15 protein-coding genes are annotated in these 14066 nt (G+C 44.9%); 8 read left to right on the top strand and 7 right to left on the bottom strand.

Going from position 1 to position 14066, the window contains the following annotated elements:
* Window positions 1–5 precede the first annotated feature (5 nt).
* The 5 genes from I1A42_RS00470 to I1A42_RS00450 all read left to right on the top strand — a co-directional run bounded on the left by I1A42_RS00470 (window position 6) and on the right by I1A42_RS00450 (window position 4461).
* Complete coding sequence (locus tag I1A42_RS00470) at window positions 6–713, top strand: ABC transporter permease (protein WP_196122257.1); 708 nt, start codon at window positions 6–8, stop codon at window positions 711–713.
* Window positions 710–1429: an ABC transporter permease gene (locus I1A42_RS00465; RefSeq protein ID WP_196122255.1), complete on the top strand. Its 720-nt coding sequence runs from the start codon at window positions 710–712 to the stop codon at window positions 1427–1429. The genes I1A42_RS00470 and I1A42_RS00465 overlap by 4 nt, the downstream gene beginning before the upstream one ends.
* Before the next feature lie 8 nt (window positions 1430–1437).
* Window positions 1438–2214, top strand: coding sequence for a histidine ABC transporter ATP-binding protein HisP (gene hisP / locus I1A42_RS00460; RefSeq protein ID WP_427916722.1), 777 nt, complete (start codon window positions 1438–1440; stop codon window positions 2212–2214).
* Between the two features lie 190 nt (window positions 2215–2404).
* Window positions 2405–3340, top strand: coding sequence for an L-lactate dehydrogenase (locus I1A42_RS00455; protein ID WP_161157544.1), 936 nt, complete (start codon window positions 2405–2407; stop codon window positions 3338–3340).
* A 26-nt stretch (window positions 3341–3366) separates the two neighbouring features.
* Window positions 3367–4461, top strand: a complete 1095-nt coding sequence (locus tag I1A42_RS00450) for an iron-containing alcohol dehydrogenase family protein (protein WP_196122253.1) — start codon at window positions 3367–3369, stop codon at window positions 4459–4461.
* Here I1A42_RS00450 and I1A42_RS00445 read toward each other — a convergent pair.
* Window positions 4431–5309: a LysR substrate-binding domain-containing protein gene (locus tag I1A42_RS00445; RefSeq protein WP_161157542.1), complete on the bottom strand. Its 879-nt coding sequence runs from the start codon at window positions 5307–5309 to the stop codon at window positions 4431–4433. The two genes, I1A42_RS00450 and I1A42_RS00445, sit on opposite strands and share 31 nt — an antisense overlap.
* A 129-nt stretch (window positions 5310–5438) precedes the next feature.
* Between I1A42_RS00445 and I1A42_RS00440 the strand changes: the two genes are divergently transcribed.
* From I1A42_RS00440 to I1A42_RS00430, 3 genes are read left to right on the top strand one after another with little or no spacing between them, the layout of a single operon-like run.
* Window positions 5439–6605: a methionine aminotransferase gene (locus tag I1A42_RS00440; protein WP_196122250.1), complete on the top strand. Its 1167-nt coding sequence runs from the start codon at window positions 5439–5441 to the stop codon at window positions 6603–6605.
* A gap of 12 nt (window positions 6606–6617) precedes the next feature.
* Window positions 6618–7421: a carbon-nitrogen hydrolase family protein gene (locus I1A42_RS00435; protein ID WP_161157540.1), complete on the top strand. Its 804-nt coding sequence runs from the start codon at window positions 6618–6620 to the stop codon at window positions 7419–7421.
* 32 nt (window positions 7422–7453) lie between these two features.
* Window positions 7454–8227 carry an ABC transporter substrate-binding protein gene (locus I1A42_RS00430; RefSeq protein ID WP_161157539.1) on the top strand — a complete coding sequence of 258 codons (774 nt, stop codon included), beginning with the start codon at window positions 7454–7456 and terminating at the stop codon, window positions 8225–8227.
* A gap of 272 nt (window positions 8228–8499) precedes the next feature.
* On the opposite strand, the gene I1A42_RS00425 is transcribed toward I1A42_RS00430, so the two are convergent.
* From I1A42_RS00425 to I1A42_RS00400, 6 genes are all read right to left on the bottom strand, one after another.
* Window positions 8500–8838 carry a cytosolic protein gene (locus tag I1A42_RS00425; RefSeq protein ID WP_196122248.1) on the bottom strand — a complete coding sequence of 113 codons (339 nt, stop codon included), beginning with the start codon at window positions 8836–8838 and terminating at the stop codon, window positions 8500–8502.
* Window positions 8839–8918: 80 nt separating this feature from the next.
* Window positions 8919–9398 carry a MarR family winged helix-turn-helix transcriptional regulator gene (locus I1A42_RS00420; protein ID WP_161157537.1) on the bottom strand — a complete coding sequence of 160 codons (480 nt, stop codon included), beginning with the start codon at window positions 9396–9398 and terminating at the stop codon, window positions 8919–8921.
* Window positions 9399–9578: 180 nt separating this feature from the next.
* Window positions 9579–10337: a class II aldolase/adducin family protein gene (locus tag I1A42_RS00415; RefSeq protein ID WP_196122246.1), complete on the bottom strand. Its 759-nt coding sequence runs from the start codon at window positions 10335–10337 to the stop codon at window positions 9579–9581.
* 95 nt (window positions 10338–10432) lie between these two features.
* Complete coding sequence (locus I1A42_RS00410) at window positions 10433–11206, bottom strand: ABC transporter ATP-binding protein (protein ID WP_196122244.1); 774 nt, start codon at window positions 11204–11206, stop codon at window positions 10433–10435.
* A complete protein-coding gene (locus I1A42_RS00405) occupies window positions 11203–13020 on the bottom strand; it encodes a branched-chain amino acid ABC transporter ATP-binding protein/permease (protein WP_196122242.1) in 1818 nt (605 codons plus the stop codon). The genes I1A42_RS00410 and I1A42_RS00405 overlap by 4 nt, the downstream gene beginning before the upstream one ends.
* Window positions 13017–14057, bottom strand: a complete 1041-nt coding sequence (locus I1A42_RS00400) for a branched-chain amino acid ABC transporter permease (RefSeq protein ID WP_196122240.1) — start codon at window positions 14055–14057, stop codon at window positions 13017–13019. Before I1A42_RS00400 ends, I1A42_RS00405 begins: the two co-directional genes overlap by 4 nt.
* Window positions 14058–14066: the final 9 nt, after the last annotated feature.

Genomic DNA, 14066 nt, shown 5'->3' with positions numbered 1-14066 from the left:
TCCAGATGCTACACGAGTATGTAAGCATATTACATGACTATCAAAGCATAATTTGGCAGAGTTCATTAGTCACAATTCAACTCGCACTGCTTTCTGTTGTGGTTGCGATCGTATTGGGGCTTGTCTCTGCAATTGCTAAACTTTTCGGTTCAAAGCCTTTAGGCGTGATCGCTGATTGTTATACCACCTTAATCCGCGGAGTCCCGGATTTGGTATTAATGTTGGTGATTTTTTATGGCCTGCAGATGGCATTGAATAGCGTGACAGAATCGCTTGGTTGGGATCAAATAGACATTGACCCATTCTCCGCCGGCGTGATCACCATCGGTTTTATTTACGGTGCATATTTCACTGAAACCTTCCGCGGCGCATTTATGACTGTTTCTAAAGGTCAGATCGAAGCGGGTGTTGCTTACGGTTTCACTCCGTGGCAAGTCTTTATCAAAATTATCTTCCCACAAATGATGCGCTTTGCGTTGCCCGGCTTATCCAATAACTGGTTGGTTACCATGAAAGCGACTGCCTTGGTGTCGATTATCGGTTTAATTGATATTGTTAAAGTCACCCAAGATGCTGGTAAAGGGACCTATCACTTCTTTTTCTTTACCTGCGTAGCGGGTGTGTTGTATTTGCTGTTTACTACTGTATCCAACGTTGTGTTCTGGTGGTTAGCTAAAGTATTTTCAACTGGACATAAGAAGGCGCAGTTATGATCGATATTCTTCAACAATATGGAATAGCCTTCCTGTGGACTGATGGATACAAATGGAGTGGTGTTGCGGTTACGTTATGGTTACTGGTTCTATCCGTATCGATCGGTTTTTGTATCTCGATTCCACTTTCTGTTGCACGCGTTTCTAAATACAAAGTGATTTCTGTACCTGTATGGATTTTCTCGTATGTCTTTCGTGGTACGCCACTGTATGTGCAACTTCTGATTTTCTACACAGGTGTTTACACGCTGGATTTTGTGCGCGCGAGTGAGTTCCTTAACTGGTTTTTCCGCAGTGGTTACAACTGTACCTTGTTAGCGCTGGTTTTAAATACTTGTGCTTATACCACAGAGATCTTTGCTGGTTCGATTCGTGAAACCAAAGCGGGTGAAGTAGAAGCTGCGCGTGCTTACGGTTTTAGCACCTGGTCGATGTATACAAAAATCATTATTCCATCAGCGCTACGCCGCGCAATGCCTGCCTATAGTAACGAAGTGATCATGATGCTTCACTCGACATCTCTGGCGTTCGCTGCAACTGTTCCAGATATTCTAAAAGTAGCTCGTGATGTTAACGCCGCAACCTACATGCCATTCCACGCATTTGGTATTGCTGCGGTTATCTATTTAATGATTTCTCTAATTTTAATTAGCTTGTTTAAACGAGCAGAAAAACGCTGGTTGAAGCATTTAGCTCCCTCGTCACAGAATGCATAGTGAGGCCCATGATGAATAACACAAAACTTGCCGTAAACGGTCTGCATAAAAAATATGGTAATCACGAAGTACTGAAAGGCGTTTCTTTAGAAGCGAAAGCGGGCGATGTGATCAGTATTATTGGTTCGTCTGGTTCAGGTAAAAGTACCTTCCTACGTTGTTTGAATTTCTTAGAAAAACCATACAAAGGCGAGATCTTTGTGAATGGTGAAGAAATCAAAATGGAGAAGGACAGCAATGGTGAGCTAAAAGTCATTAACAACAAAGAGCTACAAAAGTTACGCACACAGTTGACTATGGTGTTCCAACACTTCAATCTATGGGAACACATGACAGTGTTAGAGAACGTAATTGCTGCTCCGGTTAATGTATTAAAAATGCCAAAAGCCGAAGCAATTAAGCGTGCCGAAGCCTATTTAGATAAGGTTGGTATTGATAAAGACGCTCGCCAAAAATACCCAGCACAACTTTCTGGTGGTCAACAACAACGTGTATCGATTGCTCGCGCGTTGACGATGGAGCCTGAAGTACTACTGTTTGACGAACCAACATCAGCACTTGATCCTGAGCTTGTGGGTGAAGTACTAAAAATTATGCAGCAATTAGCGGAAGAAGGAAAAACCATGGTTGTTGTGACTCACGAAATGGGTTTCGCGCGTCACGTATCGAACCACGTTGTTTTCTTACACCAAGGTAAGATTGAAGAGCAAGGCAATCCTGATGATGTGCTCGTCAATCCGAAAAGTGAACGTTTACAACAATTCCTATCAGGGGCGCTGAAGTAATACAATCGATATTGCCGACAGCTGTTTCTCTAAAAGCCTGACCATGTTGTCAGGCTTTTTTGTACCTACTTCAAGCCGTTGAGGTAGGTCTGACTTTTTCTCATGGCTACTATGATAACAATTCGCTACTCAGCCAGAGAGTGATCATCTAAGTTGCCGTACAACTGTATATATAAGGCAGGGAAAGAATATGAGTATCAAAACCAGAAAAGTAGCAGTGATTGGGGTAGGGCGTGTTGGTTCTCACGTTGCGAGTCACCTTGTTACGAAAGGACTTTGTGATGAATTGGTTTTGATTGATACCGATGTACAAAAAGCTGAGAGTCATCGCATTGATTTGCGAGACTGTGCAGCATTTGGTGCGCACCGTTTAACCGTAACATGTGGTGATTATGCCGATTTGGATGATGCCGACATTGTGGTGATAAGTGCCAGCGGTCCAATTGTAGAAGAAGAACGTTTGTTAGAGTTGGATAATAACCTTAGTATCGTTAGCGATGTCGCGGCTAAGCTTAAAGCCACTCAGTTCAATGGTATTGTGATTTCCATAACCAATCCATGTGATGTGATTGCCCAATACATGCATGCGTTAACGGGGTTGTCTGTGATTGGTACCGGTACATTGATTGATTCTGCACGTTTAAGAGCTGCATTGTCTCGAGAAACGGGCATCTCTCCTCGTTATATTCAAGCGTATTGCTTAGGTGAACACGGCAATAGTCAATTTGTCGCAAAAAGTCATATTTCTTTTATGGGAGTATCACTTGAAGAATGCTTGCAAGATGGTTCTGGTCGTTTTGAAGGGCTAGATTTCGCTGCGTTGCAAAAAGAAGTGATTGGTGCCGGATGGGATATCTATCGAGGCAAATTAGCTACTGAATTTGGTATCAGTACCGCAGCTTGTGAATTGATTGACGCTATTTTCCATGATGATGCGCGTGTTCTCCCTTGCTCTACCATGTTAAAAGGTCAATATGGCCAAAGTGATGTGTATGCAAGCACTCCTTGTGTTATCGGCAAAGATGGCGTGCAAACTATCCTTGAGCTTAACTTAACTCAAGAAGAACAAGCGTTGATGACGCAAAGCTGTGAGATCATCAAGCAGCACCGCCCAGCAGTAAATTAACCACGAATAAATTGAGAATATAATAAATGTCATACACAACAATGAAATTGCCTTTTACTGCCCATGTATTGCGTGGTAAAGGTGCCTTGAACGATTTTTTGCCTGCGGTTGCTACACGTGGTCAACGCCTATTTATCATTGGTGGTGAGCGTGCACTCTCAAGCTTTATGCCTAAATTTGATTTATGCCTAGCGCAACATTCTGAACACAACTTTGTGGTTGAACAGCATTGGCATGGCGGCGAAGTATCACAAACCAATATTGATCAACTGACAGCGAAAGCGCGTGATTTTAAAGCGGATGTCATCATCGGTGTGGGTGGTGGTAAAGCGATCGATATGGGCAAAGCAGTAGCGGAAAGTGTAGGTTGCCCAGCCGCAACCATTCCAACGATTGCCGCAACCTGCGCAGCTAACTCATCAGTCTCTGTGGTATATCACGATAATGGCCATTACGATTACATTTACATGTTAAGTAACGCGCCAGAATTTGTTGTATTAGATAGCGAACTGATTGCTGATGCTCCTGTGCGTTGGTTATCGGCGGGTCTTGGCGATACGTTAGCGAAGCTTTATGAATTCCGCGCCATTGCATCAAAAGCCCCTGATTGTAGCTTGAACATGTCTGCTTTCAGTAACGGCAAATTGTGTTACGATGTGATTGCGAAATATGGCGAAGAAGCGGTCGCTGAAGTCAATCGTAAAGAAGCGGGATTTGCTTTAGAGCAAGTGATGGATGCCATCTTTATTTTTGCGGCTCTAACATCAACGATGGGAGTAGGCGATCACGTTGCTGCCGCTCATGCGATCTATGATGGTTTCACTGTGATTGATAAAACGCGCCACTTTGGTCATGGTCTATTGGTGGGCTTTGGTAACCTGTGTTTACTTTCACTAGAAGAACGCTCAGACGAAGAGATCATTGAAGAAATCAAACTGGCTAAAAAATGTGGTGTGCCAGTGACACTAAATGAAATTGCTGATCTTACTGAAGAAGAACTTACTCAAGTGTGTGCCGCTGCCGTTGCAACCAGCGACATGGATAACATGCCAATGAGTGTGTCAACTGAGCAAACTATTGCAGCAATGCATCATGTGTCTAAACTTGCTTCATCACTTTGAAACCATTCAATAAATTCATCTAGTACTTGTGATGATTGATGAGAAGACCGGTGTACCAGATAATAGCTGGCACCGGTTTTTATTTGCGTATCGAACGGAGCAATTAAGCGTTTCATCCGAATGTCATCCGCCACAAGATGAACATCGGCCATCGCGATACCAAAGCCTTGCACCGCTGCACTGATCGCTAAATCCATGGTCGTAAAGTATTGATGTTTATGAGATTGTGGCTTTTCATGTTGGGTTTCTTTAAACCATAACGACCAATCCGTTTGATCTTGAGTCGGGTGAAGGAGCGTATAGTCATCTAAGTTAATCGAACGTCCTGCTGGCACAATATGTGGCGCTATCACAGGGCCGATTGACTCATCAAATAATTTTACCGCATGACCTTGCTCTCCATGAGCAGTACGAAACACAATGCCCGCATCAAAATTCTCGGTACGAAAATTCACATCGTGATCAGTCGTTGTGGTCAGAGAAACATGAATATGTGGTTTCTCATTTTGGAAAGCCATGAGTTTTGGTACTAGCCAGCGCATTGAGCAAGTTGGTGCTTTGAGGCGAATTTCACTGCGCTGCATGCACGCCTTTTCGGTCACTGCGAGTAAGCGCTCATAAGCCTTTTGTAACTCAGGTAAAATCTCTTGCCCTTGCGTTGTCAAAGATAAACCACGCGCATGCCGATGAAATACCGTAAAGCCCAAATACTCTTCTAAGGTGGCAATTTGGCGACTCACCGCACCTTGCGTCACACACAGTTCGTTAGCTGCATGGGTGAAGTTCAAATGTTTTGCCGTAATAACAAAAGCATAGAGAGCATTAAAGGGAGGAGTTCGTCGTGACATGGTCATTTCACCAGCTATGTGTTTTTCTCATGCCTATTATGACAAGATTTCGTTACTCGTGACAACGGTGAACACGGTAAATTATCCCATTCTGAACTATCAGATGATGGTTATTGTTAAGAGGTTTTCATGATTCAAACACCCGTAACATCGCGCACTAAACTGGATAACGTCGGTACCACTATATTTTCTGTTATTGGTGAGTTATCTCGTCGTCACGATGCGATTAATCTTTCACAGGGCGCTCCTAATTTTGCTTGTGATTCAGAGTTAATCAAAGGGGTAACGCGAGCTATGGAAAACAATCATAACCAGTATGCTGTTATGACGGGTTATGAGCTGCTGCGCCAACGTATTGCAGAAAAAGTACAGAATGTTTACGGGCGTTGTTATGACGTAGACAGTGAAGTATTGGTCACTGCAAGTGCAAGCCAAGCGATTTACTCAACCATCTCTGCTTTAGTTCATCCTGGTGATGAAGTGATTTATTTCGAGCCGTCTTTTGATAGTTACGCACCTATTGTGCGTCTACAGGGGGCGACGCCAATCCCACTCAAACTGGTTGCACCAGAATTTAAAATAAATTGGGATGAAGTAAGAGCGACCATCAGTAGCAAGACCAAAATGATCATCATAAATACACCGCATAACCCAACGGGTCAGGTGTTATCAAAACAAGATCTTGATGAGCTTGCTGCAATTACCAGAAACACGGATATCGCGATTCTTTCTGATGAAGTATACGAACACATCGTTTTCGATCAGCAACCTCACTGTGGTATGGCTAGTCATGAAGAACTGGCTGCACGCAGTGTCATTATCTCTTCGTTTGGTAAAACGTTTCACGTCACTGGCTGGCGTGTAGGTTACTGCGTTGCACCGCAAGGGTTGATGGATGAAGTGGTGAAAGTGTACCAATTCTTAATGTTTGCTGCCGATACCCCGATGCAATATGCGTTTGCTGAATACATGAAAGATCCCCAGACTTATCTTCACCTCGGTCAGTTTTATCAGCATAAACGCGATCTGATGATAGAGTCTTTGGCAGACAGTCCGTTTCACATTATACCTAGCAGTGGTTCTTTCTTCTTGTTGGCCAGCTATGGCCATCTTAGCCAAGAGAAAGACAGTGATGTTGTCACCCGACTCATAAAAGAACAAGGTGTGGCAACTATCCCGCTATCAGCGTTTTACACTGATAGCACTGATAATAAAATGATTCGTCTTTCATTCGCAAAAGACGACGCAACGATTAAGTCTGGCGCAGCTGCGCTTTGTCAGGCTCGATTTGATTAGGGATAACGCTTCATGAAAGTATCGGTAGCAGCCATTCAAATGAACAGTGGCGATCAGGTTGAGCAGAATCTTGCACGCGCACGTATGTGGGTGCTTGAGGCGGCATCACAAGGTTGTCAGTTTGTGGTATTGCCCGAATACTTCTGCTTTGTTGGCGCAAGTGATGAAGAGCGCTTGAGCCATGCAGAGTTAGCAGAACTAGGTCCTATTCAAAAAGAGTTACAAGCAATAGCAAAAGAAGCACAGGTATGGTTATCTGCAGGTACTGTGCCTCTTTTAAGCTCAACGTCAGACAAAATCTATAACGCCAACTTACTGTTTAATCCTCAAGGAGAGCAGGTTGGACGTTACGACAAAGTACACCTCTTTGGCTTCGATAACGGCCAAGAAAGTTACAAAGAGTCGGATACGCTGCTTGCGGGCAAAGAGATTCAAACGTTTGAATTACCTTTTGCTAAAGTCAGACCCTCTGTGTGTTACGATTTACGCTTTCCAGAGCTTTATCGACACCAGTCTGGGTATGAACTGATCACGGTTCCTGCTGCTTTTACCTACACCACAGGTGAGGCACACTGGGAACTGTTATTACGCACTCGCGCTATTGAAAACCAATGCTTTGTGATTGCTGCAGCCCAAACGGGTTTTCATCCAAATGGCAATCAAACCTTTGGTCATAGCATGATCATTGACCCATGGGGCAAAGTATTGGCAGTACAAGAAGACGGTGAAGGTGTTATAAAAGCAGACATTGATTTCGCCGTATTAAATCAAAGTCGACAACAATTACCGGCATTAAAAAACCGGATATTTTATTAATTTTTATCATTATTGATATCAAGGGAATACTTATGAAAAAAGCACGTTTAGTGATGCTTGCTCTAGGCTTGTTGGCAACGACTTCTTCTTTTGCTGCCACGCTGCGTTATGGCTTGGAAGCTGAATATCCACCGTTTGAAAGTAAAAATGCTCAAGGCCAATTGGTCGGTTTTGATATTGAATTAGGTAAAGCGATTTGTGAGCGCATGAATGAAAAATGTGTTTGGAAAGAAAACAGCTTTGACTCATTGATTCCAGCGTTGAATGCGAAAAAATTTGATGTAATCAACTCCGCAATGAACATCACAGAAAAACGTGGTAAAGCGATTGATTTTACAAACCCAATCTACCGTATTCCTACTCAGCTGATTGCGCGTAAAGGTCAAAACTTAAAACCAACCGCAGAATCACTACGTGGTAAAAACATCGGTGTTTTACAAGGTTCAATCCAAGAAGTGTATGCCAAAGCTCACTGGGAACCAAAAGGCGTGACTATCACCGCTTATAAAGACCAAAACATGGTGTACTCAGACATGGCAATGGGCCGTGTTGATGGCACACTGGTTATGGCTGCTGCGGGTCAATCTGGTTTTCTAAGTAAACCAGCAGGTAAAGATTACGAGTTCGTTGGCGGTGCACTGAACGATGAAAAAATCCTTGGTAGCGGCATCGGTTTTGGTTTGCGTAAAGGCAGCGATGAGCTAAAAGCAAAACTCAACAAAGCTATCAAAGAAGTCCAAGACGACGGCACCGTTACTCGTCTTGCTAAGAAATACTTCACCGGTTTTGATGTAAGCGTTAACTAATCAAAACCTAGCGATTTTCGCAAACACAATATCTCTAAAACAAAGCACACAGATGGCATCCACTGTGTGCTTTTTTTGTTGGCTGGTGTTGGAGTATTCAAACCTAGCAGAATCAATATTCGAAATTGGCAGCTAGTAAAAATCGACAATCTTTAATACCGGAAGACTGCCTTATGGTTTTAATTAGTGTAAAAAAAGTTACTGTAATTTTTTTTACAGTAACTTTATTTACACTAAATATCTCATGCTCTACTCAATTGGCCTGAACTATGTCAGTTCATGCGGGTAATAAATGTCTGCTCATCATCGACAAACGCGACATAGCCGCCGTGATAGATAAATATCCGGCCACGGCCTTCAACTAAGCAGGCCAGTTGTGGGTTCAAATCTTCTTCGAGTTGTTGGCTTTGGAACGTTCCGGTGTCAGTGATTATGCCGCTGAGAGCAGGCAAATATCCATAAGTGCGCTTGGCTTGATCGATCAGACTCAATTCGCTGGTGATAGAGAAGCATGAAGGGATCGCACCGGCATCTTCGATAAATAAAGGTTTTAGCTCTTCGAAGGCGGTAATCACCAGCCAGTCGATGCCGTTAACATGATGGATAAACATAGAGTTACTCGTTAATTCTGATGCGAAGATTTTATCACTATTAGACCTAAAGTTGCTAACGCGGTGCTATTTGGGGATATCTACTCCGGCAAATTATGAAACAGCTGTTCGAGCAATTTATTTAAGCGTTTGATTTGTGCTTCTGTCATGCCTTTGAAGCTTTGTTTGAATAGTGGGGCGGTGGTATCTTGGATTTCGTTGAGAGCGTGGATGCCTTTTTCAGTGATCATCACTTCAGTCACTCGGCCATCGTCGCTGCTGATTTGGCTTTCGACTAAGCCTTCATCTTTCATGCGTTGCACGATTTTTGTTACGGTAGGAAGCTTGGCAATGGAATGCATTGCGATTTGAGAAATGCTGCAATGACCTTCTTGGTTCAAAGTGGCGAGAATGCGCCAGCGAGGAATATCTAGGTTTACTTTTTTAAGCGCTTTTTCCATCGCTTGTGAGTAGCGACCATGAACTTGAGCAAGCCAGTAAAAAGGAAAGTCTTCTTTATGAAAATCGTCACTAGACGGATTGTAGCGCTGACTTCTTGGCAGACGAGGTTTTTGAGTCATTAAACAGCCTTGTAAAATATCGTGATCCGTAATGTCGTATCAACAGCGTTGAAACCGGTCAAAATAATACACAAAACCAGGTCGCTAAGCGAACAAAACTCCTCCAGAGTGGTACGTAACGCAGAATCACTCCAGAGAAGATATATTACGCGATTATATACTGTTTAATGGTGTTGGAGCTTACCAGCAGGCGCCCCGTTCTGCTTCCATTTTACGTACCATGGCGGCAAACCATTTATCCGCAAAGCCACTTTCGTCCACCAGCATTTTGGTTAATCCCGCGCATTTTTCGCCAATCGCTTCAGGAAGAATGACATCTTTGCCGCCCATCGCACCGGCGGCAAGTTGGATTTCTGCTGCGCGTTGCACTGTCCAAAGTAGGAACATACAACGTTCAATATCGTATTCACCTACGGCAATACCATGGTTACGCAGGACTAAAACGTGTTTATCCCCCAGGCTAGCCAACATACGAGATTTTTCTTCAGCAAATAGCGTGATCCCTTCAAAGGTGTGATAGCCGACGCGACCATAGAGCTGTGCTCCATAAAAGTTATCGTGCGAGAAACCATCTTCTTTCATTGCTACGGCAGAGACTTCATTGGTATGGGTGTGAATGACACAGTGAACGTCTTCGCGAGCCCCATGAATAGCACCATGCAGTGCAAAACCTGCAGGGTTACCATCGTATGGTGAGTCGTCGAGTTTATTACCGTTTACATCCACTTTGATGAGATTAGCTGGCGTGATTTCGGTGTAGTTTAAACCGAATGGATTCACGAGATATTCTCCTTCCACTTCAGGGCGGCGAGCAGAAATATGGTTAAAGATGGTTTCGGTCCAACCAAAAAAGTCGACCAAATGGTAGCAATAAGCGAGTTTAATGCGTAGATCCCATTCAGCTTGAGAAATATGTTCAGGGCGTGTGACATTACTCATCGTATCTTCCTTGTTATGTAGATGTGTGATGTAGGAGCACGAAGACCAACCGTGCTCGATAAAGTATGGGTTAATCGGATAATGCGAGTAGGGGATTAACCGGTTAAGCGTTCTTGGTGTTTACTGGCAATACCCAAGTAAGCATCAATCACGCGTGAATCGTTGGCGAGTTCATGGGCTGGGCCTTGCAATGAGGCTTTGCCCCCTTCTAGAACGTAGGCGTAGTCCGCGACATTTAACGCAGCACGAGCGTTTTGCTCGACCAGCAAAATCGATACGCCTTGATTGCGTAAATCGTTAAATATTTTGAATATCTCGCGAGTAATCAGTGGTGCTAAACCTAAGCTAGGCTCATCGAGCATCAATAACTTAGGTTGGCTCATCATGGCACGACCAATCGCGAGCATTTGTCGTTCACCACCCGATAAAGTGCCCGCTTGTTGGTGGCGGCGTTCCCATAATCGAGGAAACAAGCTGTAGATCTCTTCCAGAGTGATTTTGTAGCTGCCATCCCCTTTGCGATAACGCAGAAACGCGCCGAGTTTGAGGTTGTCTTCCACGGCCATCGAGGAAAACAGTTCGCGTTTTTCAGGTACGAGGCCAAGGCCTTTGCTGACTAACCCTTCTACGGATGCATGACCATGATTCTCGCCGTCAAAGCGAATCGTGCCGCGCGACGGGAGCATGCCCATAATGGCGGAAAGTAGGGTGGTTTTACCTGCGCCGTTAGGGCCAATCACCGTCACCAATTGGCCTTTTTTGAGTGACAAATCGATATTGTGCAACGCATCCACTTGGCCATACGAAACGCATAAATCCGATACGCTTAATAAGGCCGGTTGAGTGTTGAGTGGAGTAACTAGGCTCATGCGGCACCTCCTAAGTAAGCTTCTAAAACGGCAGGGTTGGTTTGAATCTCTTCAGGTAATCCTTCTGCGATTTTTTCGCCAAACTCCATCACCACAATGCGATCGACCAAATTCATCACAAAATCCATATCGTGTTCGACCAGTAAAATCGCCATGCCTTCTTGGCGCAGTTTATTAAGCAATTCACTCAGTGCTTGTTTCTCTTGCAAGCGCAGCCCCGCAGCTGGTTCATCGAGCAGCAGCACGCATGGGTCGCTACATAGCGCCCGTGCAATTTCCAAAATCCGTTGCTGGCCAAGGGCTAAACTACCCGCTTCGTGGTAGAGGTATTCACCTAACCCGACTCGTTCAAGTTGGTATTTGGCTTCGGCTAAAATCTGCTGTTCTTCTTGCCGTTCAGAGTGAAATGCAGCACTTAATACGCCTTTTTGTCCGCGTTGGTGCGCACCGAGAGCCACGTTTTCTAGTACCGTCATGCTTGGAATCAGTTTGACGTGCTGGAAGGTACGGCTCATCCCCATATGGGAGACTTCACGAGCTGTTTTTCCTTTGAGGCTTTCACCAAGAAAATACACGTCACCATCGCTTGGCGTATCGACCGCAGAAAGCTGATTAAACATAGTGCTTTTGCCTGCGCCATTCGGGCCGATTAAGGCCAATACTTCGCCAGAATAAAGGGTGAAACTCACTTGGTTGTTTGCGACTAAGCCACCAAAGCGACGGGTGATGTTCTTCGCTTCGAGGACCTTGGTGCCTTTGGTTGGCAGTGAGCGTTTATCTAGAGGCGCGGCGTTGGATAAATCTGTTTTGGCGGTAGGCTGAGCTTTTTTGGTGTGTGGTTTCCAGCTTGCAGGTAAGCGTTTGAGCAGATTTGGCCAGAGCCCTTCGGGGCTTTTTTGCATCAAGAGTACAATCAATAAACCAAGAATAATGGTTTCATATTGACCATCACTGCCCAAAATACTTGGCAACCAATCTTGCAGCCATTGTTTGAGCATGGTGAGAATGCCTGCACCTAAAATCGCGCCCCAAACATGACCTACACCGCCCACGAGAGCCATAAATAAATAGTCTATCCCCATGCCTAATCCAAATGGTGTAGGGTTCACGAAACGTTGCATATGCGCGTAGAGCCAGCCAGACGTTGCTGCGAACAGGGCAGAGATTAAGAAGATAATCATTTTCGAGCGAAAGGTATTAATACCCATGGATTCAGCCATCAGCTGACCATTTTTCAAAGCACGAATAGCGCGACCTTCACGGGAGTTAAGCAAGTTAGCGGTAATTAGTACAGCCGCCAGCAGCAGGGCCCAGATCAGATAAAACATATCTTCACTGCTTTTCAAACTGATGCCAAACAGGGTTAGGGATGGAATACCGCTAAGCCCGGTGTGGCCGCCCATGGCAGGTAACGTACCGAATAGGTAATAGAGGGATATGCCCCAAGCAATCGTACCGAGAGGTAAATAGTGCCCAGAGAGTTTTAATGTGATGCTACCAATGAGTAGTGCCACAACCGCAGTTAGAACCAAACCGACGATCAGAGCGATCCATGGTGATCCCGCTGTCCATGAAAGCCAAGCGGGTAATTGCTCGCTGGTGGTCAGGTAAGCGGTGGTATACGCGCCCAAGCCAACAAAGGCTGCTTGGCCAAAGCTTGTCATGCCCGCTACTCCAGTGAGTAGCACTAAACCCAATACGACTAAGCTATAAAGACCGATGTAGTTCAACAGCGTGACTTGATAACTTGGCAGCGCCAGCGGCGCTACAATAGCGACAACCAATAAGGTGCCAATGATTAAACGCAATTTCATCCGTCGTTCTCCTCGAGTTGTTGGCCGTGCATTGAGCGCCAAACTAAGAACGGAATAATCAACATAAACACGATGATTTCTTTGTAGTTACTTGCCCAAAACATCGATAAGGCTTCGACCAAGCCAACGGCAATTGATCCAAAGGCCGCCAGTGGGTAACTGACTAAGCCGCCAATGATGGCGCCAACGAATCCTTTCAGGCTAATCACGAAACCGGAGTCGTAATAAAGAGTGGTAATTGGAGCGATAAGGATGCCGGAAGCAACGCCAATAAAGGTGGCTAACCCAAACGTGGCTTTGCCAGCAAAATCAGGAGAAATGCCAATCAATCGTGCGCCAGTGCGGTTAATCGCTGTCGCTTTTAACGCTTTGCCATACAAGGTGCGATCAAAGGCGATAAACAGCATTACAATCAAACAAAGTGACGCCGCGATAACCCAAAGGGTTTGGCTTTTAAGCATGATATTACCTAGGCGAAATACACTGCTGGAGAACGGTTCGGTGCGGGCACCTTCGGGACCAAACATTAGCAGTCCAACCCCAACCATCGCCACATGCAGCGCAATAGAAACAATCAGCAATACCAGTGAGGGAGCAGAAGCCAGCGGCTGAAAACAGACGCGATAAATCATCGGCCCTAGCGGAACAATCAGCCCCAGAGTCAAAACGCCTTGGATAAACATTGGCATATTGGCGAGCGGCAGAGTGTAAGCGCCAAGCAGCATTAAGCCGGCGTACGATAACTTGACCACCATGAAAGGCAGTGCTTTGGGGTTAAATCCTTGTGATTTCATAGTGTAGAGCTCCATCACACAAGTAATCACAGTAAAGGTCACCAATAACCAAACCGTCATTGGTGTGTTATTGGCTTGAATCATCGCCATGGTGAGTGCGCCATAGGTGACAAACTCCCCTAATGGGATAAGTAAAACTCGGGTGACGGTAAAAACCAGTAAGATCGACATTGCGAGTAACGCGTAGATCGCGCCATTGGTTATTCCATCTTGTCCGAGCAGTACAGCAATCTGAAAATTCATACGCCTGAT

Origin of the sequence: Vibrio nitrifigilis (genome assembly GCF_015686695.1) — a bacterium.
Taxonomy (GTDB): domain Bacteria; phylum Pseudomonadota; class Gammaproteobacteria; order Enterobacterales; family Vibrionaceae; genus Vibrio; species Vibrio nitrifigilis.
The sequence above is the reverse complement of the archived record's forward strand: the minus strand, read 5'-3'. Positions and strand labels throughout refer to the sequence as shown.

What these genes read in the sequence shown, in the direction of transcription:
- I1A42_RS00450 (WP_196122253.1), top strand. Translation starts at nt 3,367, where the DNA reads ATGTCATACACAACAATGAAATTGCCTTTTACTGCCCATGTATTGCGT.
- I1A42_RS00405 (WP_196122242.1), bottom strand. Translation starts at nt 13,020, where the DNA reads ATGAAATTGCGTTTAATCATTGGCACCTTATTGGTTGTCGCTATTGTA.
- I1A42_RS00470 (WP_196122257.1), top strand. Translation starts at nt 6, where the DNA reads ATGCTACACGAGTATGTAAGCATATTACATGACTATCAAAGCATAATT.
- I1A42_RS00415 (WP_196122246.1), bottom strand. Translation starts at nt 10,337, where the DNA reads ATGAGTAATGTCACACGCCCTGAACATATTTCTCAAGCTGAATGGGAT.
- I1A42_RS00425 (WP_196122248.1), bottom strand. Translation starts at nt 8,838, where the DNA reads ATGTTTATCCATCATGTTAACGGCATCGACTGGCTGGTGATTACCGCC.
- I1A42_RS00410 (WP_196122244.1), bottom strand. Translation starts at nt 11,206, where the DNA reads ATGAGCCTAGTTACTCCACTCAACACTCAACCGGCCTTATTAAGCGTA.
- hisP (WP_427916722.1), top strand. Translation starts at nt 1,438, where the DNA reads ATGATGAATAACACAAAACTTGCCGTAAACGGTCTGCATAAAAAATAT.
- I1A42_RS00455 (WP_161157544.1), top strand. Translation starts at nt 2,405, where the DNA reads ATGAGTATCAAAACCAGAAAAGTAGCAGTGATTGGGGTAGGGCGTGTT.
- I1A42_RS00430 (WP_161157539.1), top strand. Translation starts at nt 7,454, where the DNA reads ATGAAAAAAGCACGTTTAGTGATGCTTGCTCTAGGCTTGTTGGCAACG.
- I1A42_RS00445 (WP_161157542.1), bottom strand. Translation starts at nt 5,309, where the DNA reads ATGTCACGACGAACTCCTCCCTTTAATGCTCTCTATGCTTTTGTTATT.
- I1A42_RS00440 (WP_196122250.1), top strand. Translation starts at nt 5,439, where the DNA reads ATGATTCAAACACCCGTAACATCGCGCACTAAACTGGATAACGTCGGT.
- I1A42_RS00400 (WP_196122240.1), bottom strand. Translation starts at nt 14,057, where the DNA reads ATGAATTTTCAGATTGCTGTACTGCTCGGACAAGATGGAATAACCAAT.
- I1A42_RS00435 (WP_161157540.1), top strand. Translation starts at nt 6,618, where the DNA reads ATGAAAGTATCGGTAGCAGCCATTCAAATGAACAGTGGCGATCAGGTT.
- I1A42_RS00420 (WP_161157537.1), bottom strand. Translation starts at nt 9,398, where the DNA reads ATGACTCAAAAACCTCGTCTGCCAAGAAGTCAGCGCTACAATCCGTCT.
- I1A42_RS00465 (WP_196122255.1), top strand. Translation starts at nt 710, where the DNA reads ATGATCGATATTCTTCAACAATATGGAATAGCCTTCCTGTGGACTGAT.